Origin of the sequence: Methylobacterium sp. E-016 (genome assembly GCF_022829745.1) — a bacterium.
In the GTDB taxonomy this organism is placed as follows: domain Bacteria; phylum Pseudomonadota; class Alphaproteobacteria; order Rhizobiales; family Beijerinckiaceae; genus Methylobacterium.
Window position 1 is genome coordinate 1 of record NZ_JAKSYF010000173.1, and the last position, 24,329, is coordinate 24,329.

Here is a 24,329-nt window from a genome sequence, read left to right on the forward strand (position 1 = left end):
GCCTATGATAATCCGATCGCCCTTCGCCCTGCTTGGACGCTGGACCCACTCGGCGCGCTCGCTAACGGCATTCAATCTCTCCTGCGTTGCCGGTCTCTGCAGCGTGTCCGCCGTAATGCTTTGGGACATGCGAGAGGAGGCGACCCGCCGGACAGCGCTCACCTCCCATAGCCTGCTGCAGGTGCTCGAGCTCGATATCGCCCGCAATATCGAGCTCTATTGCCTATCGTTACAGGCGGTTGTCGAAGGTATGAAGTGAACGCGCTGTGCACAGGCCTCGCCCGTTCGCTTCATACCGTCGACCACCGCCTGTAACGATAGGCCATAGAGCTCGATATTGCGGGCGATATCGCGCTCCAGCACCTGCAGCAGGCTACGGGAGGTGATCTCTGTCCGGCGGGTCGCATCCTCTCGCATGTCCCAAAGCATTACGGCGGACACGCTGCAGAGACCGGCAACGCAGGCGAGATTGAATGCCGTTAGCGAGCGCGCCGAGTGGGTCCAGCGTCCAAGCAGGGCGAAGGGCGATCGGATTATCATAGGCAACCGTAGCAGTTCGACCTATGATTATAATTTTGGAAAGTTAACAAATTGTTACCATTCGGAAGTTTTGGAATGAATATCTCGAACATCTACCCTTCTCTGCGCAGAAATTACATATTTCTAGGAAGTTGTTCGACTTGATCGGTGTCTGACTTGTTTCGCCCATGTGACCTCTGCGTGTAATGCAACCCAGGAGTTCAACCCTAGGTGTTGATGTTGGCGAGCTTTCCACGCTATCGCGTCACTTCGTAAGCACAATGGTTTGCAGGGGAGACATGCAGTTTGCATGGAACAGATGGCAGATAATCGATTGAGGCTTTTTGAGAACCTATCCATTAATTCAGGATTAGCACGCACTAGAATGGGCTTAGCTTTGTCTGATGCAGCACGGTTATTTGGAGTCGAGCAAAGCATCATTGAGGGGATTGAGCGAGGAGAAAATCGCGATGTCCCAATCGAGATCTTATTACGATTGGCACGAGGACTTGGTTTGACCCAAGTGGGCTTACCTCGTGAGAAGCCTATTGGATCATTGTAGAGGCCTCTGGATGCAGATCAGCAATTAACCAACTGCGTAGCGAGAATTATAATCGCGTTCGGCTAAATGGATGATCAACGAAATGTTTGTCCAAGCAGCTACGCTAGATGCCCCGTTTGCCGGATTTCACACGCTCCAAGGTACGTGCACTTTCCCGTTCGAACTGCCGAGGTGTCATTTCGCCAGCGTCCACCCGCTGGGCAAGCTGCGTCCGGTAGGCGATTGCTGCTTCCTGATTTGGGCTGAGCGTGACGTTTGCCCGTACCGCAGCGCCGGTGCGCTCCGCCCATTCCGTATACGAGATGCGCCCTGCGTCACGCTCAGCCTTGAGGCGTGCGATGTCCTCTTGAAACACGGTTGTCTGCTGTGGGCTAGGCGTAGTGGTCTGGCAGGCGGCCAGACCGAGCGAGGCGATAAGAGCAACGGTAATTTGTCGGTACACGGCAGTCTCCCCTGGGTCAGGGGCTTGAACGGTTTTTGCTGAACAAGCGATATCCGCACGGCAATACCATCGCCAAAATCAGAAGCCTGCTGGATGCGTTTTGCTTGGTGGGTACGGATTACAGAAACCCGCTCCCCGAGTGCCCCTTGAAGGCGTTCGCCCGGCGAATGTAGCCGACGACCGTGCGCGGATCGCGGTGTCCCGACTGGTCCATGATGCGGGCGAGGTCGGCGCCGCGCTCGGCCGCCGATGTGATATAGCCGGCCCGCAGCGAGTGCGCCCCGAACGTCGAGGCATCGAGCCCAGCCGCGGTGCAGTACCGTTTGATGATGCGCTCCACGGTCTTGTCGCCGAGCCTGCCAGCTTCGACACGCCCAGCTTTGTTGACTGGCCGGAACAGCGCCCCTGCGGTGATCCCAGCAGCATCAAGCCATTCTCGCACCATGGCGACGGGACGGATGAACCGCCCGGTCGGGATGGCCTTCTCGAACCCCTGCCCTTCCTGATCGACCTTGGACCGCCGTACTAAGACGCGCATGCCCTCGGGGTCTTCGCGGAGGTCGGCCACGTCCAGGGCGACTATTTCTGATCGGCGGAAGGCGCCAGCGAACCCGAGCGCCAGCAACGCCCGATCGCGCTTACCCGTTAGGGTGTCTGGCGTCCGCATTAGGATCGCAGCCATGATGTCGGCGGTGGCCGCTGCCTTCTGGGTCGGGCGCGTGCCGACCTCTCGCCGGATACCGCGCAAGCCTTCTCGTAGACCCTCGTCGTCGGTCGGATCCGACAGGCCCGCGAGCTTGTGCGCGTACCGGATCGCGGCGAGCCGCCGGCCGATGGTCGATGCCTTCGCTCCCGCAGTCGCCTCGTGCGTGAGGAATTCGAGCACGGCGAGCGGCGACGCCGGCATCGCCTGAAACCCGAGCTTCAAGCACCACGCCGAGAACAGGCGGATGTCGCTGGCATAGGCCCGCTGCGTGCTCTTGGCCTTGCCAGCGCGCTGGAATGCCCGTGCCTGATCCGAGAGGCCGGCGACGATTGGCACGTCGGTGCGCGGGCTTGGATCGTAAGATTTCAGCGCCGACATGACATCGTGTCCGATAACTGTCCTTCTCAGACACTATCACGCCGGCTATGGTCGTGCGAGCATCATTCCATCGTACCGCTATCACCACACCACGAAAGCGTGGCGACTGCGGCGGTCCGAAACGGCATCCCTCGACGCTCCCGCGAAATTGTCAGCGATCGTCAGTAGGTAGTCAGAAAATGGAAATATGACGCCATTTTGGTGGTTTTGTGCCACCACGTTGATGAGAAGGTGACGCCGCAATGGTGAGGATCGTAGGGTTGGCGCAGAGCAAGGGCGGCGTCGGCAAGACAACGACGGCGCTCAATCTGGCGGCCGAGCTACACCGCCGCGGGCACACCGTGACCGTCCTCGATGCGGACCCGGCCGCACATGCCGCCTCGATCGCCGAAGACGGGCAACTTCCCTTCAAGGTGACGGCTCATCTTCTTGAGGAGGCCGGCGACGCCGCAGTCTCGGCCTGGGTCAGGACGGTGCGCACACAGGGGACCGACTTCGTGTTGATCGACGCACCGGGTTCGATGGGCGCGGCGTTCGGGGCCACCATCGCCGTGTCCGACCTCGTGCTGGTCCCGGCCGGCTCGACCGTGTTGGACGTGCGCGGCGCTGCCGAGACGGTCGGCACGATCCGCCGACATCGAAAGGCGGCCAAGCGCGACCGGCCCGATATCCTGATCGTCCCAAGCCGCATCGACCGACGAACCGGGGCAGGGCGTGACGTCGTTACAACCTTGGCAGCCCTAACCGAGCCCGTGGCCTCGGCGATCTCCTATCGCGCCATCGTGGCCGACAGTCTAGCGACGGGCGAGTCCGTACCGCACGACACGCCGTCTGGCGCAGAGTTCTCGGCGCTTGCCGATGCCGTCATGGTCCGTCTCGGGGAAACCCTATGAGCCGCCGCCCGAACGCCTCCCAAGCCCTCGCTCTCAAAGCGGCCGCCGCAGCAGCTCGTGAAGCCGATCAGGAGGAAGACGAGGTTGTCACAGCACCGGAGCACGCGCCTGTCACTGAGACAGCCCCCCTGCCCGAGACGCCCCCCGCTGAAGCGATTGACGGAGCGCAGATCGCAGGCGCAAAGCCGATAGGCAGGCCCAAGGGCCGTCGCGCAGTCGCTGCCCGGCAGACCGTTTACCTTGACGACGCCCGGCACGCCGCGCTTGCCCGCATTGCCGAAGACCGGGGCCGCTCAATCCACTCCCTCATCCTGGAGGGGATTGATCACGTCATTGGAAAACCTACGACGAAGGGGTGGCAATAGCACTGCATTGACCGCGTTATGGCGGCTAAATAACTATTTTGTGGTGTCAAAAAAGCACTTATTCAGCATGGATCGGCCGCCTAGCAGTCAGGTGTGCAAGCTGGGCGTGTTGCGATAGTGCGGCCACCCGGCGAGCGTCGGTTATGGCCTGTCTTCTCGCGCCGGCCCCAAGCCGGCATGAGATCGAGAATGACAAACAATCCCTTCCACGAAGCAGCCAAAGCCCTGCGCACGATCGGCCGGAACGTTGAGCAGCCAGGCGACGACCTGGGGCTGTAGCTTGTGGATGGTCATGAGTAGAAAGGGTACGACCGAAAAAGTGTAACGGGGTCTGACGAAATGGATGGCTTTCGGTAAATTGAAGCCAGCCGCAGAGCCAGACAGATGCCCCCCACCCCCCCAATTAGACGGCTAAAAATAGCCCATAGCCTAAAGTACAAGACCGACATTCTTGAATTCGCGCCATTGTCATCATTAGGTCGTTCCTGTTAATATTTGTTTAAAACATAATTAGGATGCTTGATCTTGGGTTGTGGCAGGCATCCTTAAATGCTGACCAACTAAGTTCACATTCTATTCTCATCAAATGACGGTTTTAGCGATGCTCGGTATGCGGTCGAGGAACGACACCTCGGACCCACAAGGTCGCGCACAATCCCATAGCGCGCAGGGGCTGTCGGCCCCGGAGCCACTGCTCGGACGTGTGCTACTTGCCAGCGGCGATGAGGTCTCCTGCACAGCCGTTCTTTCATCGCCCTTGCAGGGCGAGATCTTCGTCGAAGCCAAAGCCACGTTGGGTGAAGTCGTCGTTTGTGTTCTCGACGGCGTTGGTATTTTAGTCGGCAAGGTAGCGGAGGTCCGACCCGCGGGCTTCGTTGTCGACTTCATGGTCAAGCGCAGCCATCGCGAGAGAGTCGCCGCGCGTCTGGAATGGCACATCGTCCAGGCTGACCGATCCGCTCAGCTGCGTCGAGCACCCCGTCTCGTCCCATTCCATCGTTCCGTCGAAGTTCGACTTGCCGAGACCGTTGTCTTGGCGGGGACGATCCTCAACATCTCGATGTCCGGTGCCAAGATCACGTTGCAGCCCAATCCCGGGCTGTTCGTCGGCGCGCTCGTCCGCATCGGATCTCGCTTAGCCACCGTCGTGCGGGCGATCGAGGGCGGCGTCGCCGTTCAGTTCGTCGAACCATTCCCTGCGGACAACTTCGACGAGCGGATCCGGCTATGATCAAGTTCCGACTCCGAATGTTGCCAATCTTGGCGCGGCGTACGCCCGGTGCCAGCGGTCATGCCCGGCGCTTACGTGTGGCGGCGTTCGCAGTTGGCCTGGTAATACCCGCGTTCCTAGCACACACATTGTTGACGCATCGCTTTCTCGAATTCATCGACGCTGAGCGTGAGGTCGGCAACACCGCCCTCACTCTGAAGCACCATGCTGCCCGTACCATCGAGATTACCGACGAACACCTGCGTATCGTTGCCTCCCTCGTCGCACTTCATGCTCGTGATCTGGGATCCGAGGCGATGTACATCGCCTTGCGTGAGCAGCTTGCTCGATCGCACGACCTCAACAACATCGTTGTCACAGACCGCGATGGCCGCGCGGTGTCCGAGGCCGCCGCCTTTCCGGTCCGATCCCGCGACGTGCACGATCGGGACTATTTCCAGACACTGCGTGGACAGATCGATGACGGTTTGGTCATCGGTCGTCCGATCCCCGGGAGTTCCAACGGCAAGCCCATGCTGCCGATCGCCCGCCGCCTGATCGCGCCGGACGGCGCATTCATCGGCATCGTCCAGGCCATGCTCGACATCGCGTCGTTCCAGGCCGTCTACGACGCCGTCGACAACGAACCCGGCGCGATCCTCAGCCTGTGGCGGGCCGACGGCACCCTGTTGGTGCGCTCGCCGGACGCCCCCGAAACCGTAGGCAGAAACTTCGCTGCCTCGGACAACTACCGCCACCATGCCGTTACAGGCGATACCAGACCGTTCTGGGCGACCGGCCTCACCAGCGGGAACGAGCGCGTCATCGCGCACGGTTTCGTAGAGGGCTACCCGCTCTACGTGGCGGCATCTCTATCGAAAGACGAGGTACTTGCCCCGTGGCGCCGCCTGGCCCTGACTCAGGGGATCTTGGGCGGCGGGCTCGCAGTGGTCCTTGTCAGCGCCCTCCTGCTTCTGGCCCGTGAGACCGAACGGCGTCAGGTCGCCGACAAGCAGATCCGGCTGCTTGCTGACAACGTTGCGGACGTGTTCGTTCTCGGCGGTTTGGACAAGTTCCCCATCTACGTGTCCCCGGCCGCCCGAACCGTGCTCGGCTACGAGCCGGAGGAACTCGTCGGGCGTGACCCGGTCGAGCACCTTCACCCCGACGATCGAGACGTTTTCGCCGATCACTGGTCCAAGCTCGGGGACGAAGAGCCGCCCAGGACCTGCCGCGTGCGCCACCGCCATGCGGACGGGCACTACGTCTGGATCGAAGCATCGCTAAGCTTGATGCTCGACCCGAACGACGGTCGTACAACGGGGTACGTCGCCGCTTTGCGCGACGTCACGGCCCACCGCGAGACGGAGGAGCGGATGCGGCACATGGCGCTGCACGACGCACTCACCGGCTTACCCAACCGGGCGCTGCTCCACGACCGCCTGAACCAAGCGCTCGGCTACGCCGCCCGCAACCACGCTCCCTTCGCCGTGCTGGCCTGCGATCTCGACCGGTTCAAGGCGGTCAACGACAGCTTCGGCCACCCGGCGGGCGATGCCCTGCTGCGCGTTGTGGCCGAGCGGATGAGGGCGGTCGTGCGATCCTACGACACCGTCGCTCGGCTGGGTGGCGACGAGTTCGCGATCGTCGTTCCGCATCTCGCCGAGCCGTGTTCCGCCAATGCCATCGCCAACCGTCTGATCGCGGCGGTGAGCGAGCCGATCGACCTGGATGGACACAGGGTCGAGATCGGCGTCAGCATCGGGTTCACGGTCTGCATCGATGGTGACGTCGGTTCCGACGAGCTGTTCAAGCGTGCCGACATCGCGCTGTACGAGGCCAAGGCGGCAGGCCGGAACACATACCGCGAGTTCTGTGCCGAAGCGGGCGCCCGCATCGCCACGCACGGCCAACTCGGCCTCGATATGAGGGATGCGATCCGGCGCGGCGAGTTCCGTCTCGTCTACCAACCGGTGGTGGAAGCTGCGACCGGTGCGGTGGTCAGCTTCGAGGCTCTAATGCGTTGGCGCCATCCGACCCGGGGGGAGATCTCACCCGGCGTATTCATCCCGGTGGCCGAGGAGACCGGACTGATCGTGCCGCTCGGCGCCTGGGCGCTGCAGGAGGCGTGCCAGGAGGCGATGAACTGGCCGGCGCACGTTCGCGTCGCAGTCAACGTCTCTGCGGTGCAACTGCGACGCGACGGCTTGGAGGAAGCGGTCCTGACCGCGTTGGCCGTTAGCAGGCTACCGTCGGATCGGCTGAAGCTGGAGGTGACCGAGAGCGTACTGATGCAGGACGCCGACACGGCTCTCGCTTGCCTGCACCGGCTCCGCGACATGGGCGTGCGTATCGCGCTCGACGACTTCGGCACCGGCTACTCGTCCCTGAGCTACCTGCGCCGCTTCCCCTTCGACAAGCTGAAGATCGACCGCGCATTCATCCGCGACATCGCCGATCCGGATGCAGCTGCGATCGTGCGGGCGGTGGTTGGCCTCGGCGAGCGCCTAGGCATGGGCATCGTCGCCGAAGGGGTAGAGACTGCCGAGCAGCTCGACTTGGTTCGCCGGGAGGGGTGCCACGAGGTACAAGGCTTCCTGTTCAGCAGACCGCTCCCTGCCGATGAGGCGCTGGCGTACCTGCAGCTGCCGCACGCGCTGGTGGCGGCATGAGTAGCTTGGGTAACAACGCAACGGTCGTTCGATCGACCGAGAACACAGATGCAGTCGACGCTCTGATCCTATCAGGTCGCGTGATGGTTGAGGGCGGACCAGAGTACTTCTGCCAAGCGCGGATCGACGACCTCGACGCGGTTGCAATCCAGACGCCAGCGCCCGGTCGCCCCCTTGATGCCGCGGTATGCTACCTCGATAAACTCGGAGCCTTGCCCGGCCGGATTGGTATAACGGACACGGAGGGGTTCACCCTACATCCAACTCTTAGTGCTGAACGCCGAGCGCGCATCACCGTACGGTTGGCGTGGCATACGTCCCGAGCTGCATGGACGGCCGAACAACGGGCAGCGCTACGGATCGTACCCGAGTACCGCGATGTGATCGTAAGCTTGCCCGAGGAGCGCGGTCTCCATGGATTGATCCTCGACGTATCGAGGACCGGGGCAAAAATCCGATTGCCGTTTGCCGCCACTGCGGAAGTCGGAGCGTCCGTGACGGTGGGGAAGCGCTACGCAAGCGTGGTGCGAGTCATGGATACGGTAATTGCGGTCAAGTTCAGGCTGCCGTTCAGCGAGGGCACGTTCAACACGAGCATCCGGCTCTAGCTTCGAGGGGGCCTGCGTCTTCAGTCGCGACATCAGCACCACGCTCGACCGATGGTGTGGGCTGCAAGCGGCAGTCCGAAGGCGAGAGCATCACACATCCTAGCGCGACTCGTTCTTGCTGAGGGTGACCCGCGTGGACTCTGGAGGTGCGAGAGATGTTCGTTCTGAGCCTGATGTGTCTCGTCTCGGGAGCGACCATTGCCGGCGTTGCCCCGCGTCGACCTACGCGGCAGGCCGCCTTTGAGAGCATGGGCGGCTGCCTGATCGTCGGCGGCCTGTGTCTGCTCGGCGCTGGTCTACCGCTGTTTCGTTGAGGGGCGGGGCACGCTTATCTCATTGCCCCGCCACCATCTCACGCAGCGCTACTCCGGCCGCCGCCACGACGTTACCAGAGCCGCGCCAGGGCAGAGCCGCGAGCATAACAACCGGGTGTGGAGCGGCCACCTCGGGCACGACAAGCTCAGGTGCCTCTGCCTCCCGGTCAGCATCATTCCCACGCAGCCACACGATCTAACTGCCGTGATGGTTCTCAAGAGCGGCGAGGGCGTGTTCAGCGTTTCCGCCGTCCTCGGCCTCTGCATCCCCGTCCATGCGGTCGAGGATGGCGAGCAGGTTGTCAGCTGTGTTGACGACGGTCTGTACCACCGCCTCTATCAGATTGCGGGCTGCAGCTTGCGTGAGAGGAGGCGGTGCTACGAGCACGGCCCGGTGGAGCAAAGGACCGGCTGTCTGTTGCTCCACCGGCTGCAAGACGACGGGATCTGAACGGGATCAAGCCTCCTCCTTTGACTCATTGCCCCCAAGTGCCACGAGGTTCTGCAGCAGCTTCCTGTAAGAGGGATCGATCGAGCTGCCTCCACGATCGCTGCTCCAGACCTGCTGCATGGCGAGCCCGGCCCGACCCTTGACTGCCAGGCCGGGGATCGTGGCAGCTTCCATCGCGGCGATGTCGAAGGCGATCTGCATGACATCGCGGCCGGCATGGAACCGGGCATCCTCGACAATCGGGATACCAGCCGCGTCGCGCGCCGCAAGATGGGCGGCATGGTAGGCCTCGCAGGAGGTCCGAAGGCGCCGATGGTGCTTGCAGATGCGGGTGCGCCCGTCGTGGTACCGCTCGGTGTTCTGCACGGCCTCCCATGGCCACAGGATCATCACGCGATGGTCGAACTGCCTGTGGCAGGGCTCGCCGTCCACGTTGGGTGGTGCCTCCCCATGGAAGTACCACCCTGCCGGGCCAGTGATGCGCGGACGAACGATCTCGGGCGGGATTTCCGGCTTGATCGTCTCGAACTGAGCAACACGCTCGGCCTTGCGCTCGCACAGCGTCAGGAAACCGGCCAGGGCCTTGTCCAGGTCGGCACCGAGCCAGATCAGGTCGGCGTCGGGGCTTGGTGCCGCCGCAAGAACGGCTGGAGCCGCGAGCACGATCGAACTGGCCGAGAGCGAGGTGAGGCCGCGCAGGAAGCCGCGACGGGATGAGGGACCGTTCATCGGCCGCCCTCCCGCCAATTCGCGCCGATCGTACTGAGGATCAGGGCCGCCCGCGTCGAGGGTGGGGCATTCGTAACCATGGCATCGGCCCTGGCATCCATCGGCCAGTGGCTAAGCATCTTGTCGGCCAGCGGGGCGATCGGGGCCGAGAGGGGGCTGTAGTACCCACTGTAGTACCGCTCTTCCGGGCTCAGCATGCCGAGCAGCTCGTCATGGGCGTGACCGTGCTCGCGAGCGAGGAAGGCGACGTAGCGCCTCATCAGGGGCAAAGTCAGCGGCTCGGCCACTGCAGACGGGCTACCGATCAGCGTGACGCCGCCACCGATCAGGGGCAGCGAGAGCAGGCCACGCAGGAAGCCGCGGCGGGGCGGGACGGGCTCGTCGTTGCGCATCGCCGCGATGGCGCGGGTAACGGGGCCGGTCTGTGGGTTCGAAGTGTGCAGGGTCGTTGCCATAGCTGGGGCTCCAGAGGGCTCGGGGTGGGTGCGGAAGTTGGAGGGGGTGGGTCCCGTTTAGGCGCCGATCAGGTCGGCCGGGGCGGCAGCACGGCACCCGGCCGGGCGAACACCTTGCGGAGCCGGCGGCGGGCGGCTCGGCGGGCGCCTGCGCTACCGGCACGTTCGCCGCGGGCGGTGTGGTAGGCGACCAGCGCCTCGGCGGTCTCGGGCGTGGTCGGCGTCAGGGCGTAGAGGTCGAGGCGGGCCAGCCGGCGGACATGGGCCAGGGAAGCGCGGTAGGCACGCCAACCGGCGGGCATCGGCAGGCCGGCGGCAGCGAGATCCGCAGCAACACGGCCCGAGGCGGAATAGGCAGCATCGGCTTTCTCGGCCCAGCGGATCGCCGGCAGCACACGGTCGGAGGCCATGGCCGGCACCCGCGAGGCTACGAGAACGAGGAAGGCGCCGAGGACGCCACGGCGAGAGAGGTCGGCAGCCATCAGTTCGCCCCGCTCAGTTCGGCGGCGATGAGGCGGAGGCGGCGGGCGTTGCCGAGCGCCCAGGCATGGGCCTCGCGCTGGTCGGTCTCGCCGGCCGCGATGCGGTGGCGGTAGGAGGCCGCGAGGCGGAGGCAGATCGCGTGATCCTGCCGGGCGTGCAGCAGGCGGACGGCAGGGGAGCGGATCAGGTCGGCGGCCATCGGTCCGGCCTCAGTGCGCGCGGTAGGGGCGGGAAGCCTTCGCGGCAGCCCAGGTGCCCTTGAGCGCGTAGGACATGCACACGCCCCAGGCGTCACCAGTCACTTCCATGCGGGCCTGTGCGGTGCGGATGGCGGCGCGCATGATGGCGGAGCGATCAAAGGTGCCGTCGCGGCGAACCAGGGCCTCGGTGCGGTCGAAGCGCTTGGCGCTCTCGGTGGCGGCAACGATGGCGGCCTTCGCGGTGATGACGGCGCGGCGGGCGTCTGCGGTCAGGCGGGCGTCGGCGCTGCGGGCAATGTGCGAGGCGGGGATGAGGTTGGCGTAGCGCATCGGGGCGGGCCTGCGGGTCTAATTGAACCGTGCGCACTTCCTTTTGGACTGCGCATGGTATAAATTAGACACCTCAGCGGGCCTGTCAACCCATAATGGACCGTGCGCGGTATAATTTGGACCGAGAAGGGGCTAAAGAATGCTCACCGGAGCGCAAATGCGGATGGCTCGCGGCTACCTGCGATGGTCGGTCAAGGATCTTCAGGAGGCTTCCGGGGTCTCTGGCACCACCATTAAGCGCATGGAAGAGACCGACGGCGTGCCAAAGTCGATTACCGACAACTTGGCCGCGATACGGAAGGCGTTCGAAGCCGCGGGGGTCGAGTTCATTCCCGAGAATGGAGGCGGTGCCGGGGTTCGAATGCGGGAGCGGAAACCGTGACCGCAGCGCCTGACCGCCTGTCCGAAGTCTCACGCCTAGCTGGCCTTCTCGCCGACCAGGTGCTGGACGCGCAGATCATGAGTCGGCCGGTCCCGGACCAGCACATCCGGACGCTGCTCAGCGCGGCCTTCCTCCTGGATGAGTACGGTCTTCCGCTTCCTTCGCTGCTGCAGCAGATCGTTCACGGGGCGAAGCGGGGAGCCGACTGATGCAGCATGCCGAGCAGATCGGATGAACCGCGTCATGAGCCGATTGGTAGGGATCGCAGTGGCTGTCGTACTCATCACCTCGGTTCGGCTGCTTGAGATGGCAGGCCTGGAATACGCGTTCGAGGATTGTGCCGTTGCAGCGTTTGTGGCTGCAGCCGTCGTCGCAGTAGCGGATCTCAAGTCATGACCGGTGACCGTGAATTCATCCCCGACGGCGGAGAACGGGCTGGTACCCGGTTCTAAGAGCGGAAGGCGCCGTGAGGGCTGGACAGGATGAAAGGTAAGCTGCGGCCGAGCCAGCATTACCGGCTGACGCTGCTGGCGCGCGGACCACGCCGCTATGCGAAGGGGGATCAGGAAATCCCTGGGCTGATGAGGATGGGTTTCGTCGAGCCGATCGGGGCCACTTTCGCGGACGGTTCGAGGGAGTGGGCGATCACTGATGCGGGCCGAGCGGCATTGCTGATCCGTGACACCCTTCATTAACCACCTGCCACCACCGTGCTCGCGTCCAGCCAGCAGGTGCCGTCGTGAACCGAGCGTACCCGATCAGCGTCGATGATCCCACGGCTGACTGCCCGGTCGCCATAGAGGTGCTGGGGCGGCTCATAGGTGCTGAAGCCGAGACGCTGCCCAGCTTGTTGGAAGGCATTCCCGAAGCCACCCGCGCGCGGCTGGCGGTCTACCTCTACGGCCGCAGCCACACCCACGAACTTGGCATTCGCATCGCTGCGACTTGCGAAAGGCGCACTCTACAACGCGCACCGGGCCTCGTTGGAGATGCGCTCCACGACCTGTCGCGCAAACCCTACACGGCAGCGTCGTTCAGTACGCGCTCCATCTCGTCGAAGGGGATCAGCCTGGGCGGATCACATCGAGTGGGTACGCAGGCGTAGTGCCCCCGTCGGCAACGACACAGACCTCAAGCACAATCGCCCACTCGCAGCCACACCAGTGTGAGAGCGTGCTTCACATCAAGGCTCGGTCGACCTCCCTATTTTCGTTAGCAGCCGCCAGTGCATGCGATGCGAAGCAGGTACGAACTGCCGTATAGAATGCGTTGCGCTCGGCAGGGGACAAGCGTCTCAACCTGGCCGTCAGTAGCGCTCTACCTGCAACCGCATCGGGATGTTGCGCGGCTTGAGCTTCTAAAATCATGATTTTTCAAGCTTTTTGACGATCACCAACACGCTCATCCCAGATGCCAATCAGAAGCATTATCGCGGGGCGTGCCGTCATAGCCCTCCAACCAGGAAGCGCGCTCTTCGCTATTGTGAGGATAGGGACAAGCATCCTTCGGCCTGCCATGGATACGGGCCTGCGCGCCTTCTTCGACTGGGTCAGAATGAGAATTCAGATGCCGGGTCTGGGCCATGGCGACGACTCCGCGCTGTGATCTGTGGATGTAACCACGCCGAAACGAACACGATCCCGCGGCATAAGAAGCGAGAAAATTTGTCCTGGGACTGACCGGTGGTGGATCGTTGACGCCGCGATAAATCGTTGGGGTATCTTGCCCCTAAGCTGGGCTCAGGACCGGTTCGCTGGTAAGATAGACGACGCACCCGCTACCCCGTGATCAGATCGGGGTGGCGGGTCTGCCTCGCCTTTGCAACACAACGCAGCCACGCGAGAGGCGATCTCTGCGACCGGCAGGCTCGCGTCAGGATGATCAGCCATGAGTGCTGCCCAGGGCATTGAGGGCTGCTCCGCCTCCTCGGGATCCTGGACAAGGGCCAAGCCACCGCGCGCCTTAACGGTGGCCAAGCCGTCCGCGCCGTCTCCGCCATAGCCGCTGAGGTCAATGCCAATGACGCGTTCGCGGTAGGCCTTTGCGGCTGACACGAACAACGGGTCCGCTGCAGGACGGGTGAAGTGGACCTTCGCTCCGTGATCGAGGCGGATCACGCCGTGATCCAGGTACATGTGCTTGTCGGGAGGGGCGACGTAGACGCGGCCAGCCTCAATATGCTGGCCATCCTCCCCGTGTCCCACGGGCAGGCGGCTCGTCATGCTCAGGATTTCTGGAACGATGCTGGGATGGCTGCCGGTGTGCCAAGCGATGAACACCGAGGCCGAGCAGGATGCCGGTAGCGCGGCCACGATCTGTTTGATCGGGGTAAGCCCCCCAGCGGAGGCAGCGATAACGACGATGGGTCCCATGTCCCCATCAATCGCGCCACCCCAAGTTGGTTCAGCCTCAGCCTAAGAACTGCTGGCCTATGCATCCCAGGGCTACCTCGGGGTTCACCCGATCCCGCATCTCCTTGCCGGCCTTGAAGGCAAGCGCGGTCTTGGCCGGCACCACGATCCGGGGCCCCGTTTTCGGGTTGTGCCCCTGCCGGGCACGCTGCTCCTTCACCGAGAACGAGCCGAACCCACGGATCTCCACCCGATCGCCGGCTACCAGCGCGTCTGCGATGCGGTCGAGGATGGCATCAACCAGCGCCACGCAGTCTTTCTCGTAGACATGCGGGTTCAGGGCGGCGAGGCGGAGAACGAGGTCGGACCGGATCATGGCGGCGGCATAGGGGCATGAAGCGCCGGGCAGCAACCTGCCGCCCGGAAATTGAGGCTCCAACCCTCAGAGCATCAAAGTGGATGAGGCAATCGGCATGCTCTGAACCAGGATGCGGATCATTTCCGATCGGTTCTCCAACATGACAGCTGGAGGCTCCCCCACGATCCAGCGCCAGCGCGTGACGAATTCTGAGAGCCCTATGTCCGAGAGGGCGTCCGAACGCAGCTTGTCGAGGTCTGCCAGCAGTCTCTGCTCCTCGCTCGGCCAGTCGGTGAAGGATGGAAAGCTGAGCAGTCGGCTTGTGGTGGGATTAGGCACCAACTGGAACGACTGCGTGGACAAACAGCATGGCACCACCGAGGATCAACACGAGCACGGCAATGCGCCACGGCTCGATGATTGGTTGGGGTAACGGCTTGTCGGGCTGAGTGTTCATTGGCCTGCCGTCCTCCAGCGCCTGTGGAGCGCGAAAGGACGCCGGGGAGGTAAACGCTTCCTGAAGATCCAGGCTGCCTGCCGTTGACTTAGCCGTGCCCGCCGGCCGACATGCCAAGTCCGGCCTCTGCGCGCCCTTTGGCGAGTCGTGAGCCGGCTGGAACAAGGGATCAAGGCCGCGAGAAAGACCTAAGCCCAAAACGCCAACGGCCCCACTCCCTGGCAGGAATGAGGCCGTCGAAATCGATGAGGTCCGGGGACCGCAATTGCTGCCCCCCAGACATCATAGCTCCCGCCGGGAGTCAATCGGGATCATTTCCCGAGACGATGGCGCTTTGCCTTTTGCCGGGGACGGTTCACGCCGAGCCCCCTGCTTTGACGTGGCCCGAGCAGGGCTGTGACTGATGAACTACGCCTATGAGATCCGCAGGCAGGCGGAGACGGCTCCGCGCGCCGCGTTGCCGGCTGTCGCGTCCGCCCTGTGGAAAGCGTTCGGAGAGGGACACCTGTCGGAGGCTGAGGCTGAGGCGTTGTCCGGGCTAATCGAAGCCCGGCAATTGACCGAGCGTCCCACGGAGTTGCACCAGCGTTCCACAGATGCCCCCAGGACGGGCGCTGGCTCCCGACCGCGCACCGATGCCTCGATGGCCCGCCGTCGCCGCTGGGCGGCTTCTGGACGGCTTCCTCCGGGGCTTGCGGCACGGTTCACCCTAGCCGAGCAGGCGGTGCTCTCGCTCGTCGCGGCCGAAACTGCCCGGCGGGGCGATTGCCGGCTCGCAGTCGGGCATCTCGCGGCCATCGTCGGCGTGGCCGAGACGACCGTACGCAATGCGATCCGCGAGGCGCGTAAGCTCGGGTTGGTGACGGTCGAGGAGCGGCGCGTGACCGGCTTCCGCAATGACACCAACGTGGTCCGCATCGTGTCGGCCGAGTGGACGGCCTGGCTGCGGCTGGCGCGGAAGGGGGTAGTGTTTCGCGACCCCCTTGGCGGGCTTTCGCTCACGCTTGAGCAAAAGGGGATGGCAGATCACCACCCCCCTTCGGCACAGGGGGGTGGGTGCAAATCAGCGAAGCGCACGCATACTAATGTTCCATACTTTGTGAATTCAGTGGCTCAGAACACTCAAAAGGGCTGCCGACAGGCGGCGGGCGACCTCTTCGACGGAGCCCCACTGCAAAACTGCATGGACGGTAGAACCGGGCGAGCTATGCAGTGACAGCGCGCCACCGGCTGTTTCGACGAACGACGGAGCGACGGATGACCCGTATGGGGTAGCATCGCGTAGGTTGTGCCGCAGACATGGGGGGATCGAGGCGTGCGTATGTGGAAGGTGGGCGCGAGGCCCCGATCGTGATCCCGCACTTCAATCTGTCGCTGGTCATTCCGCCCTTCGTGGGGGCTGACGCAACCGACCCTGACGGTATGTCGCCCTATGAGGCGAGCATGACGGAAGTGGTCGGACGATTTGGGATCACAGCTGAGCGGGCGGAAATCCTAGAGGGGCTACTGGACTACCGCGAGGAGCTGCGCCGCCTCGGCATCGTGCAAGGCTTTCAGTGGATTGCGGGAAGTTTCTGTGAAAACGTCGAAATTATCCGCAACAGGCCACCAGGCGATGTGGATATCGTGACATTTGCCTACCGCCACATTGCCGACAACGCACAGTGGGACGCCTTCTTCCAGGGAAACCCGCAAGTGTTCGACCCATATGAAGCGAAGCAACGGTTCAAGACGGACGCCTATTATGTCGATTTTGGCATTGAGGCTGATTTCATTGTAGATGCTACATCTTATTGGTCCGGTTTGTTTTCCCATCAACGAAATAGTCATCTCTGGAAAGGTATGCTAAAAGTCTCGCTCGCGTCGGACGATGCCGCTGCGCGAGCTATGCTGTGAGGGCAGAGCATGGCTAAGCGATTGGAGCTTGAAGCTCTCCGCGCCGATCTGGCCGCCGTTACCGGCTTGCTCGCACGGCGCTCGCCGCAGCGCGACCCGATCGGTCATTTCCAGTTCCGTCGCCGCCGCGAAATGCTGGAACGGCAAATCCATGACCTAGGAGCCGTTGAGGAACCGCTGGCCGAGGTCGGCCTGTTCTTCTCCGGCCGCCCCGTCATTGGCTCCCGCGGCATCACGGCTGACTTCAGCACAAAAGCTCTCGGCAGCTTCCAGGCGGTGGTTTCGACGCGCTATGCGGCTGACAGTGGGCCGGTGGGCCGCGCGGGTCGGCTGCGCCACCGTGACCGCTCGCAGCTCATCATCAAGGATGTGGTCCGCGGATCGTTTGGCTTCGTGTTGGAGGAAGCCGAGAGCGAGGTCGAGGAAAGCCCAAGCCTCAAGCCGGCGCTCGATGATGCGATCGGCATCATCTACAGCGCAGCAAAGGGCGCCCAGGCCGAATTCAACGAGGCTACGGACGCGCAGGACCCGAAGGTTCTCGACTCTGTCAAAACGTTCTTCGCGTTCTTGGATGAACAAGGCGCGGCCGTGCGGATCGTTGAGGGAGAGCGGGACTTCACAATTAGCCGCGATGAGGTCTCCCGCGCCCGCGTAAGAACTGACAACCTTGAGGTCCAGGAAGGGTTCGAGAATTTCATTGGTATTCTGTACCTTCTGCCGGACGCCCGGAGGTTCGAGCTACACGATCAGCGCGGCGAACCGACCAAGAGAGGACCGATCTCTCGCGAGTGCTTCGATACCTTGGTAACGCCCTCTGGCAATATCAGGGAGGGGATCGCCGGGAGCGTGCGGTTGACGCGGCTCAAGGTCCGTCAGACTGCAATGCGAAACGGTGAAACCCGAGCCTCTTACACGCTGGTCTCCGTGGATGATGCGCCTCCGGGTGTACCGCTTGCAGTGGAGCCTGCCCCAGGGAAATAGCTGCAGGCGGGTGTTCGGCATCTCGGATGGGTTCGTATTGGGCGGGAAGGCGCTATGCCGCCTACCTCTCGACGCACGCGCGCCGGAGGCAGCAGCAGCGCGATCACTGCCCAGAGATCGCCGGGAACGAGGAACTTCGCCATAGGCCACCAACGCGCCAACCGACGGTTTCGTTAGGCGCTCTAAGACGAAGAAACCCGCCGCGGCGTGAGCCGGGCGGGTGAAATTCGCGAAGGTGATAGGGGCAATGCTCTTGGCCTATGGGGAAGACGCATCCCTGGACGATTGAAGACAGGTGCCTCATCTTCATGCAAGGTCCATGGAGCCGTTAAGCTTTTATTTACTATGGGGATTTAAATCCACCAGGTGGTACCCCGCCGGAAATCCGCATAGCGTTTAAAAATCGAGAGTGTTCGCGCCATGGCCAACGCCACTGATATTCAAACTGCCTTTCAAAATATTCTCGGCCGTGCGCCCTCGCAGGTTGAACTCAACGCCTACGTGACTGCTTCGCAAGCTAATCCGGGCTTCGAAGGCGCCCTCTATGCCGGCATTGCCACTTCGGCCGAGGCTCATCTAACCGTCGACCCCGTGATCCGCTTTTATCAAGCCGCCTTCGGCCGCGTGCCCGATAAAGCCGGCCTCGATAACGCGAGCGACTACCTGCACGCCTATCAGCCCACCGCCCAAACCTACCAAGCCCTGGCCCAGCAATTCACTGTCTCTCAGGAGTTTGTGAACCGCTATGGCGCCAGCGAGGCGATCGACGCGACCTTTGTCAAGGCGCTCTACCAGAACGTGCTTGGGCGGGTCGGATCAGACGCGGAGATCAACGACTATGTCACAGGGGCGACCGGCTACACGACACGAGGGCAATTACTTTACGCTTTTGCGCAGTCGGACGAGTTCATCGCCCGTTCGAGCTCGGCGGTGAGCACTTTCCTGACGTACGCGGCCACAGACAGCGCGACTTATCAGGGTGCTTTGCTGCCGGCATATAGCCCCACCGGAGGAAGCGAAGGTGGAGCCTCTCCGCCCGTCAATCCGACACCCACGCCCACGCCCACGCCCACGCCCACGCCTGCACCTGCACCTGCGCCTGCACCTGCGCCTGCACCTACGCCTACGCCTACGCCTGCTTCGCAGACGCTCGAGCTAACGACCACGGCAGCCGAAGCGGTCGCAGGCGGTGCTGGCGCCGATACGATCAACGGCATCGTTAGCGCAACGGGTGGGGTTTCAACGTTCAACGATGGCGACACAGTGGATGGTGCCGCAGGCCTCGACATATTCAATATCACGCTCAGCGGCAATCTTTCGACCCCCGGAACAGTTCCGGTCAACACGAGCGTAACGAATGTTGAAATTGTCAACCTAATTCACACCGATGACTCCAACTTATTTGGTACATCGTTGCTGGACTCGGCTAATTACATGGGCATCCAGCAGCTTTGGCAAACCGATAATGCGGCAGGTGGCGGCACCTTCGCCAATGTCACCATCGCTGAAGGAGTAACTGCAGGCTTTCGAAGCACGGGAGTGGCAGGAACAGCTGTGGCCGCGACCGTGGCTGTGAATGGCACAACAACCAGCCAAGCGCTGAATGTCGCTTTGGACGGGGTTGCATCTGGCTCAGCGATTACCTTTGCCGCAAGCAATACTGGCGTCGAGACCGTAACGGGCGCCGTAGCGGGCGCTGGAGCGCTGACGATCAATGCTGGCACTAATGCCACCACGTTAAAAGTGGGGCTCAGCAGCAGCGGTAATATTACTGTTACTGGTTCCCACCTCACCACGCTCGACTTTTCTGAAACGTCTGGCAACGAGACTTCCAATCTGACTGGCTTGGGTTCTACTCTGACTGGTGTCGTAGGCGGCTCCGGCAGAGATACGTTTGCATTTCAGATCCAACAGAACAAGGCGCTCACAGTCGATATGGGCGCTGGCAACGATACTGTAATTGTAACAAGTGTTGCAGGTGCTTCTGGTACTGCGTCGCAATCCAACTTGACGCTGGGGATCGGAAAAGACACGATACAGCTGGGCGCGGTGGCAAATGTTGCCACCGCTAACGCTACCGGATTTCAAAACAGCCTAATCGTCGTGACCGACTTCAGTACGTCCCAAGATGTGTTGAACTTGAATGGTGCAGGCAAAAGCTTGACGTCGAGTCAGCTTGATACCCTCAAGAGTTCTTCCTCCCTCTTCGCTGCCGTGCAGGGAGCGGCCGCCATCGCCAATGGTAGCGACGTCGTTTTTAGCTATGGCTCCAACGCGTACGTGATGATTGACGGCGCCAACGCTGGTACTTTCGGTGTGGGCGATGGCCTTATCAAGCTGGTGGGCGTGGACGCGACCCAATTTACCAATACGCAGAACGGCAACTTCGTACTCTGACTGACGCAACAGCTGCGCTCTAACGGCCGCAACGGCCGCGTAGTCTGGGGAGCTCGCCGTGTTCGCATGGCGGGCTCCTCTTTAGTTCGTCAAGTGGTCCGCCCCCATTGAAGTGGTCCGCCCTTTGGTATGGCTTTTGAGCCTGGAGGACGGACGAGATGGCAAAGCACCCGAAGCCCGAGGAGATCGTCGCCAAGTTGCGGCAGGCGGATGTGCTGATCTCACAGGGCCAGAGCGTGGCCGATGCAATCCGCGCGCTCGGCGTGAGCTCAGTGACATACTACCGGTGGCGGCGTGAGTTTGGCGGCCTGAAGTCGGATCAGGTTCGTCGGATGAAGGACCTGGAGACCGAGGACCAGCGGCTTCGAAAGGCGATTGCGGATCTCACCCTCGACAAGCTGATCCTGCAGGAGGCGTCCCGGGGAAACTTTTGAGCCCCGCGCGCCGGCGCGCCTGTGTCGAGCACATTATGCGGACGATGACCGTCTCCGAGCGCCGCGCCTGTCGGGCGCTCGGACAGCATCGCTCGACGCAGCGCAAGGTACCGCGGGGCCGAGACGACGAAGAGGCGCTGACGGCCGATCTTGTGGCGTTGGCCGAGAAGTACGGGCGCTACGGCTACCGCAAGATCAGCGCGTTGCTGAAGGCGGCCGGGTGGTCGGTCAACGACAAGCGCGTCGAGCGGATCTGGCGGCGTGAGGGGCTGAAGGTGCCGGCCAAGCAGCCCAAGCGGGGGCGGATCTGGGACAACGACGGCTCCTGTGTTCGTCTTCGCCCGGAACACCGCAATCACGTATGGTCGTACGACTTCGTCGAGGCCCGCACGCACGATGGGCGCAAGATCCGGATGCTCAACGTGGTCGATGAGTTCACGCACGAATGCCTGGCGATCCGGGTCGCACGCAAGCTCAAGGGGATCGACGTTATCGACGTGCTCTCGGACCTGTTCATCCTGCGTGGCGTACCGGGCCATATTCGTTCGGATAATGGGCCTGAGTTCGTCGCGAAGGCTGTGCAAGCCTGGATCACCGCGGTCGGCAGCAAAACCGCTTACATCACGCCAGGCTCACCCTGGGAGAATGGGTACGTCGAGAGCTTCAACGCGCGTCTGCGCGACGAACTCCTGAATGGTGAGATCTTCTACACACTCAAGGAGGCGCAGATCGTGATCGAAAGCTGGAGGCGTCACTACAACACTGTGCGCCCACATGCCTCGCTGGGATACCGGCCCCCGGCACCGGAGGTGTTCGTGCCAGCGTTCTCCGCTTGGCCGGCTGCGCTCGCCCGACCAGCTCCGCCGGCCAAGCTACCCGTGGCAGAACGGCCTACCGCGCACTAACTCCACCCTTGGACCACCGTCTGGGGGCCGATCAGACCCTCGGAAGGTCCGCGCCCAGCCTGTTAAGGCAGAGGTCAACGACCGGGTTGGGTGGATTTCTGCCTGACCGCTTTCGAGCGGATAAGCGATAAAGCAGACATCGCCGTCGCACCCGATCCCGATACTTACAACAACTGCAACTTCGAAATGTCACTTCAGCGCACCGCGCCCGGCCCAGGCAGCGGTTGGATCGCTCGCGTAACTCGGCTGAACGCCTGTAGGGGGCGTTGCGGGGAGAGCGAGACAGAAGCCCCAACACCGCCAGAGTGGCCAAAGCTTGATTGTACGCTAACTGGTCATCGAGCCTGTCGCAGACGGGCGGGGGAACGATCCATGACCAAACGCCTTCGGACCATCGCCACCGGTCTCGCTGTCATGATCGCCAACACGGGCGTAGGTTTCGCGCAGGACCATGGAACGCACGGCGCGGTTACCCTGCCGGATGCCGCGAGCGCGACCTATCAACCGGGACCGACGAACCTACCGAAGGGCACGCAAATCAGCATGGTCTCGGGCGATCCGAGTAAGCCCGGCCCCTTTGTCCTGCGGGTGAAGTTTCCCGCCAACACGGTGATCTCGCCCCATACTCATTCCGAAGCCGAGACGCTGACAATCCTCTCGGGATCGATCTATCACGAGCACGGTGGGACCATCGACAAGGCGAAAGGCAAGGAGCTGCGCGCGGGCGGGTTCGTGTTCCTGCCCAAGGACATGCCGCATTCGCTCTGGACCACCGAGCAGCCGGTAGAGCTTCAGGTGAATGGCTCTGGGCCCTTCGGGCTGAACTACATCAACCCCGCCGATGACCCGAGCAAGTCGGTTCAGTAAATCTGATCCCTCGTACCAAACGCCTCATCCAAGGTGCCTGCCATACCGGACACCGTGCCTGTAACGGCCCCTCTGTCGTGTCGAGTAAGCACTGCTGGTCAGCCACATCGAGGAATTTGAGCAAACTGGAAATCTGCGCCCCATCCTCCCGCCCATCTGCGCTACCCTGATATCGTCTACTCAGGGTGAATTCCTGCCGGTCCGCTTTGGAAATGGGCTAACAGTGGTTCCAACGGCCGAGCGGGGTGGATTTCCGCCGGTCCGCTTTCGGACGGCAACGTACGTGAGCAGACGTTGACGCCGCGCCCGTTCACGCTTCAATTGAAACGTCCGGACCGCCCTGGGCGCTTCTCCGAAGTGGTCGTTTGTCGGTGCTCAACCGACTTCGGTTCGGGGCGGCGGGAGGATAACTGCCCGTTGCACGAGAGCGAGCGCGTCGCACCCAAAACGGGCAGGTCACGTCGACAATCGTCGGCGCGCCCTCGACGTCACCAGTCCTTGGCCACTCGGAGACATCACTGCGGAGCCGATCTGTGCCGCTCGTCAGGTCATATGCAGTCGCGCACCCATCGTGTTAGACATGAAGAAGCGCAGTATCTCCCGACTCGCATCGGGGCCCTGGGGATCGGTGTGTGACCCGGATGGGTGGCCTCCGGCCCAGGCATGGCCGGCACCGTGCAGGAGCCATTGCTCCGATGACCAGGCTCCATAGGTCTCTGCCAGGACGGTCCGCGTGAACGACCTCCCGGCTGCGGAACGCCCCTCGGTGGTGGTGCCAGTTAGTTCCGTCCCCGGTCGCGATTGCGCTATGGCCTGGTCCCCGTTGATCGATGCGACGGTCGTGTCGCGGTCCCCATGGAACACGATGGTCGGGACCGGATGCGCTGTCCGCAACGGTTGACGCACGGCGCCCCGGCGCATCGTCGAGAGGGCTGCCGCCATCGACCCGGCGGCCCCGCTGGCGAGTCCAGAATGGATGCCGACGGCGGCATAGATGTCCGGGTAGGTTTGGCCCATTACTGCGGCCGCTGCCCCGCCCGAGGACAGGCCCGCGACGTAGACCCTTGCCGGGTCCACGTCGAGGTCCTCCATGATCCGTCGGGTTAGCCCGGCGAGGATGGACGGCTCGCCCCTCCCGCGGTGCTGGTCGCTGTCCCTGAACCAGTTCCAGCTCTTGAGCATGTTGGCCGACCGGGGCTGATCGGGATAGGCCACGATGACGCCCTGCTCCTCGGCCAGCCGGTCCATCCGGGTTCCGATGGCGAAGTCGCGCGCGGTCTGCGAGCAGCCGTGGAGCATCACCACGAGCGGACGGGGACCGCTTCCGGAACCCGACGGGACAAACAGGTCGTAGGCGCGGCTGCCGGCTTGGTTGCCGTACCGACGTGCCAAGGCGCCGGGCCGGTCGATAGAGCGCTCCGCCAATTTAATCGCCGCGGGTCCGGGACGCTCTGTCATAGGGATGCTTTCAAGGATGGCCCTGTACGGAGCGGAATGTGAGCTACGGCAGGGCGCCGATCATGCCCTTTGCCTCGGTCATCGTATTCTCGCATGAGCGCTTGTCGCCGCCTCGGTCCTCGGCGGACGCCCGGACGATGAGGGTCCGCGCGGCGGCGATGTGGTCGGCGGTCGAGACCGTTTCGGGATCGCTCGGAGAGCCGCTTCGGACGGTGGTCAGGCCCCGTGGTGAGCCCGCTCGAAGCTCGTGGCCCGGCCGAAGGCCGGCGACTTGAACTGCTCCAGCGCTGTCAAGGCGACGCTCGATGGTGCTGATTTGCGCGGCGCAGGACGATGCGAGGGCGGGAAGCGGTAGGGTCGCAAGAACAGCGGTGGCAATCAGGCGCATCATGATGTCTCTCCGGAGGATGGCAGCACCTCCGGACCCGCACGACGAGCGGACGATCGGGATGCCGTCCCTCACGCGGCGATGCGAGGGTAGCATCTATCCAACACGAGCCAGCGACGAATGTTGCACTGCAACACA

Annotated in this window: 29 protein-coding genes and 1 pseudogene; 17 read left to right on the forward strand and 13 right to left on the reverse strand. The window is 62.9% G+C overall.

All coding sequences use genetic code 11. From position 1 onward, the window contains the following. A pseudogene (locus MKK68_RS25940) lies at positions 1 to 259 on the forward strand (GGDEF domain-containing protein); the annotation flags it as partial. A 925-nt stretch (positions 260 to 1,184) separates the two neighbouring features. On the opposite strand, the gene MKK68_RS25945 reads toward MKK68_RS25940, so the two are convergent. Together MKK68_RS25945 and MKK68_RS25950 are read right to left on the reverse strand one after the other, a co-directional pair. Further along, the gene (locus tag MKK68_RS25945; RefSeq protein ID WP_244033367.1) at positions 1,185 to 1,523 is read right to left on the reverse strand and encodes a hypothetical protein; all 339 of its coding nucleotides are present in this window, start codon (positions 1,521 to 1,523) and stop codon (positions 1,185 to 1,187) included. 118 nt (positions 1,524 to 1,641) lie between these two features. Further along, complete coding sequence (locus tag MKK68_RS25950; protein WP_244033368.1) at positions 1,642 to 2,607, reverse strand: site-specific integrase; 966 nt, start codon at positions 2,605 to 2,607, stop codon at positions 1,642 to 1,644. 260 nt (positions 2,608 to 2,867) lie between these two features. Here MKK68_RS25950 and MKK68_RS25955 point away from each other — a divergent pair, with 260 nt between their 5' ends. From MKK68_RS25955 to MKK68_RS25980, 6 genes are all read left to right on the forward strand, one after another. Continuing rightward, entirely contained in the window at positions 2,868 to 3,500 is a 633-nt protein-coding gene (locus MKK68_RS25955; RefSeq protein ID WP_244033369.1) for a ParA family protein, read from the forward strand. A 1,122-nt stretch (positions 3,501 to 4,622) separates the two neighbouring features. Further along, a complete protein-coding gene (locus MKK68_RS25960) occupies positions 4,623 to 5,096 on the forward strand; it encodes a PilZ domain-containing protein (protein WP_244033370.1) in 474 nt (157 codons plus the stop codon). Between the two features lie 128 nt (positions 5,097 to 5,224). Next, positions 5,225 to 7,747 carry an EAL domain-containing protein gene (locus tag MKK68_RS25965; RefSeq protein WP_244033371.1) on the forward strand — a complete coding sequence of 841 codons (2,523 nt, stop codon included), beginning with the start codon at positions 5,225 to 5,227 and terminating at the stop codon, positions 7,745 to 7,747. Then, positions 7,744 to 8,355 carry a PilZ domain-containing protein gene (locus tag MKK68_RS25970; protein ID WP_244033372.1) on the forward strand — a complete coding sequence of 204 codons (612 nt, stop codon included), beginning with the start codon at positions 7,744 to 7,746 and terminating at the stop codon, positions 8,353 to 8,355. The genes MKK68_RS25965 and MKK68_RS25970 overlap by 4 nt, the downstream gene beginning before the upstream one ends. A gap of 155 nt (positions 8,356 to 8,510) precedes the next feature. Next, positions 8,511 to 8,669 carry a hypothetical protein gene (locus tag MKK68_RS25975; RefSeq protein WP_244033373.1) on the forward strand — a complete coding sequence of 53 codons (159 nt, stop codon included), beginning with the start codon at positions 8,511 to 8,513 and terminating at the stop codon, positions 8,667 to 8,669. A gap of 205 nt (positions 8,670 to 8,874) precedes the next feature. Next, a complete protein-coding gene (locus tag MKK68_RS25980; RefSeq protein WP_244033374.1) occupies positions 8,875 to 9,120 on the forward strand; it encodes a hypothetical protein in 246 nt (81 codons plus the stop codon). Positions 9,121 to 9,126: 6 nt separating this feature from the next. Here the strand turns inward: MKK68_RS25980 and MKK68_RS25985 are convergent, their stop codons facing one another. The 5 genes from MKK68_RS25985 to MKK68_RS26005 all read right to left on the reverse strand — a co-directional run bounded on the left by MKK68_RS25985 (position 9,127) and on the right by MKK68_RS26005 (position 11,317). Continuing rightward, the gene (locus tag MKK68_RS25985; protein ID WP_244033375.1) at positions 9,127 to 9,849 is read right to left on the reverse strand and encodes a hypothetical protein; all 723 of its coding nucleotides are present in this window, start codon (positions 9,847 to 9,849) and stop codon (positions 9,127 to 9,129) included. Beyond that, positions 9,846 to 10,304 (reverse strand): hypothetical protein, encoded by a 459-nt coding sequence (locus tag MKK68_RS25990; protein ID WP_244033376.1) that lies wholly within the window; start codon positions 10,302 to 10,304, stop codon positions 9,846 to 9,848. The genes MKK68_RS25985 and MKK68_RS25990 overlap by 4 nt, the downstream gene beginning before the upstream one ends. Before the next feature lie 68 nt (positions 10,305 to 10,372). After that, on the reverse strand, positions 10,373 to 10,786 hold the full coding sequence (locus tag MKK68_RS25995) for a penicillin-binding protein (protein WP_244033377.1): 414 nt from the start codon (positions 10,784 to 10,786) through the stop codon (positions 10,373 to 10,375). Further along, positions 10,786 to 10,986 (reverse strand): hypothetical protein, encoded by a 201-nt coding sequence (locus MKK68_RS26000; protein WP_244033378.1) that lies wholly within the window; start codon positions 10,984 to 10,986, stop codon positions 10,786 to 10,788. Before MKK68_RS26000 ends, MKK68_RS25995 begins: the two co-directional genes overlap by 1 nt. A gap of 10 nt (positions 10,987 to 10,996) precedes the next feature. Continuing rightward, a complete protein-coding gene (locus tag MKK68_RS26005; protein ID WP_244033379.1) occupies positions 10,997 to 11,317 on the reverse strand; it encodes a hypothetical protein in 321 nt (106 codons plus the stop codon). Between the two features lie 163 nt (positions 11,318 to 11,480). Between MKK68_RS26005 and MKK68_RS26010 the strand changes: the two genes are divergently transcribed. The 4 genes from MKK68_RS26010 (at position 11,481) to MKK68_RS26025 (ending at position 12,804) form a co-directional block, all read left to right on the forward strand. Further along, complete coding sequence (locus tag MKK68_RS26010; RefSeq protein WP_244033380.1) at positions 11,481 to 11,699, forward strand: transcriptional regulator; 219 nt, start codon at positions 11,481 to 11,483, stop codon at positions 11,697 to 11,699. Further along, on the forward strand, positions 11,696 to 11,908 hold the full coding sequence (locus MKK68_RS26015) for a hypothetical protein (protein WP_244033381.1): 213 nt from the start codon (positions 11,696 to 11,698) through the stop codon (positions 11,906 to 11,908). Before MKK68_RS26010 ends, MKK68_RS26015 begins: the two co-directional genes overlap by 4 nt. 273 nt (positions 11,909 to 12,181) lie before the next feature. Then, the gene (locus MKK68_RS26020; RefSeq protein ID WP_244033382.1) at positions 12,182 to 12,394 is read left to right on the forward strand and encodes a hypothetical protein; all 213 of its coding nucleotides are present in this window, start codon (positions 12,182 to 12,184) and stop codon (positions 12,392 to 12,394) included. Between the two features lie 44 nt (positions 12,395 to 12,438). After that, complete coding sequence (locus MKK68_RS26025) at positions 12,439 to 12,804, forward strand: hypothetical protein (protein ID WP_244033383.1); 366 nt, start codon at positions 12,439 to 12,441, stop codon at positions 12,802 to 12,804. A gap of 296 nt (positions 12,805 to 13,100) precedes the next feature. Here the strand turns inward: MKK68_RS26025 and rmf are convergent, their stop codons facing one another. From rmf to MKK68_RS26045, 4 genes are all read right to left on the reverse strand, one after another. Further along, positions 13,101 to 13,283: a ribosome modulation factor gene (gene rmf, locus MKK68_RS26030; protein WP_244033384.1), complete on the reverse strand. Its 183-nt coding sequence runs from the start codon at positions 13,281 to 13,283 to the stop codon at positions 13,101 to 13,103. Positions 13,284 to 13,438: 155 nt separating this feature from the next. Next, positions 13,439 to 14,071: a chemotaxis protein CheB gene (locus MKK68_RS26035; protein WP_244033385.1), complete on the reverse strand. Its 633-nt coding sequence runs from the start codon at positions 14,069 to 14,071 to the stop codon at positions 13,439 to 13,441. Between the two features lie 37 nt (positions 14,072 to 14,108). Next, positions 14,109 to 14,426, reverse strand: coding sequence for an HU family DNA-binding protein (locus MKK68_RS26040; protein WP_244033386.1), 318 nt, complete (start codon positions 14,424 to 14,426; stop codon positions 14,109 to 14,111). A gap of 66 nt (positions 14,427 to 14,492) precedes the next feature. Continuing rightward, positions 14,493 to 14,747: a hypothetical protein gene (locus tag MKK68_RS26045; protein ID WP_244033387.1), complete on the reverse strand. Its 255-nt coding sequence runs from the start codon at positions 14,745 to 14,747 to the stop codon at positions 14,493 to 14,495. Positions 14,748 to 15,268: 521 nt separating this feature from the next. On the opposite strand from MKK68_RS26045, the gene MKK68_RS26050 reads away from it, so the two are divergent. The 6 genes from MKK68_RS26050 (at position 15,269) to MKK68_RS26075 (ending at position 22,345) form a co-directional block, all read left to right on the forward strand. After that, positions 15,269 to 16,081, forward strand: a complete 813-nt coding sequence (locus MKK68_RS26050) for a helix-turn-helix domain-containing protein (protein ID WP_244033388.1) — start codon at positions 15,269 to 15,271, stop codon at positions 16,079 to 16,081. Between the two features lie 134 nt (positions 16,082 to 16,215). Then, positions 16,216 to 16,761: a DUF6932 family protein gene (locus MKK68_RS26055; protein WP_244033389.1), complete on the forward strand. Its 546-nt coding sequence runs from the start codon at positions 16,216 to 16,218 to the stop codon at positions 16,759 to 16,761. A 9-nt stretch (positions 16,762 to 16,770) separates the two neighbouring features. Beyond that, positions 16,771 to 17,742, forward strand: coding sequence for a hypothetical protein (locus MKK68_RS26060; RefSeq protein WP_244033390.1), 972 nt, complete (start codon positions 16,771 to 16,773; stop codon positions 17,740 to 17,742). Between the two features lie 420 nt (positions 17,743 to 18,162). Next, entirely contained in the window at positions 18,163 to 20,139 is a 1,977-nt protein-coding gene (locus MKK68_RS26065) for a DUF4214 domain-containing protein (protein ID WP_244033391.1), read from the forward strand. A gap of 158 nt (positions 20,140 to 20,297) precedes the next feature. Beyond that, a protein-coding gene (locus tag MKK68_RS26070; RefSeq protein WP_244033392.1) for an IS3 family transposase occupies positions 20,298 to 21,478 on the forward strand; the annotation gives its coding sequence in 2 pieces (ribosomal slippage) (positions 20,298 to 20,559 and positions 20,559 to 21,478; 1,182 coding nt in all). A gap of 372 nt (positions 21,479 to 21,850) precedes the next feature. Further along, positions 21,851 to 22,345: a cupin domain-containing protein gene (locus tag MKK68_RS26075; RefSeq protein ID WP_244033393.1), complete on the forward strand. Its 495-nt coding sequence runs from the start codon at positions 21,851 to 21,853 to the stop codon at positions 22,343 to 22,345. Between the two features lie 543 nt (positions 22,346 to 22,888). On the opposite strand, the gene MKK68_RS26080 is transcribed toward MKK68_RS26075, so the two are convergent. Together MKK68_RS26080 and MKK68_RS26085 are read right to left on the reverse strand one after the other, a co-directional pair. Beyond that, positions 22,889 to 23,803: an alpha/beta hydrolase family esterase gene (locus MKK68_RS26080; protein WP_244033394.1), complete on the reverse strand. Its 915-nt coding sequence runs from the start codon at positions 23,801 to 23,803 to the stop codon at positions 22,889 to 22,891. 43 nt (positions 23,804 to 23,846) lie between these two features. Next, on the reverse strand, positions 23,847 to 24,194 hold the full coding sequence (locus MKK68_RS26085; protein ID WP_244033395.1) for a hypothetical protein: 348 nt from the start codon (positions 24,192 to 24,194) through the stop codon (positions 23,847 to 23,849). Between the last annotated feature and the right edge of the window lie 135 nt (positions 24,195 to 24,329).